The organism is Lactobacillus sp. C449L, assembly GCF_059900815.1.
The window spans coordinates 1-869 of record NZ_JBWXGA010000017.1; the positions used below are offsets into that span (position 1 = coordinate 1).

Consider the following 869-nt stretch of genomic DNA (forward strand, 5'->3'; position numbering starts at 1 on the left):
AAACGGCGCTCCGTTGCTGATGAACTCAGGGACGAGATCGCCGTCAATGTCGATGGCGCCGATATTCGTGGAATCGAAATAGCGGACGTCCCACACCGGCAAATGGTCCGGCACGTTGGGATCATCGTCCGGATCGTCGAAATTGTCGGCCCAGCCCGGCGAGTTGCGGAGATAATCGCGCTGCCGCGGATGCAGGGGATCGTCGTGGCCATATTCCAGGGCAACGGCAATGTTGCCGCGGCCACCGGCAAAGTTCGTGCCGGCGACTGCCGACAGATACTGGGTAGCGTTGTCCCCATGCTCACTGATGCCCGCCTGGGCACGCAGGTTGAGGCCTTCGAAATCTGTCTTGGTGACGATGTTCACCACGCCGGTGACAGCATCAGCACCATAAATGGCCGAGGCGCCGCCGGTAAGGATATCGACCCGGTCGATAAGATCGATCGGGATCGTGTTGATGTCGACCGAGGAAGACCCGGGAACAGAGGCGACATGCCGGCGCCCATCGACGAGAACCAAGGTCCGCTGGGTGCCAAGATTGCGCAGGTCGAGCAGGTTGAGGCCGACTGCACCGATTCCCGCGTTCGAACCCGAACCTGAAATCGCGTCGAACGATCCGACAAGAGACGGAATGTCGGTGAGAAAGCTCGTCAGGTTAGTGGTGCCGGCATTCTGGATCGCGCTGCTGTCGAGCGACACGACCGGATTGGCGGAATCAAATTGCGTAGTACGGATGCGGGTACCGGTTACAACGATTTCTCTGTCGGACGCACCTTCCGGTGGGAGCGTCGGATCGACATCCGGCTCGGGGAAAATGTCGGTGACAATGTTCTCATCATCCTGCGCCGCATTGATCTGCGCGGCTGCAA

General features: G+C 59.8%; 1 protein-coding gene. It reads right to left on the bottom strand.

All coding sequences use genetic code 11. The features are described 5' to 3' along the window. Window positions 1-869: TonB-dependent receptor plug domain-containing protein (locus tag AC2JF9_RS08000; protein ID WP_500726745.1), on the bottom strand; the 869-nt coding region annotated here is incomplete at both ends.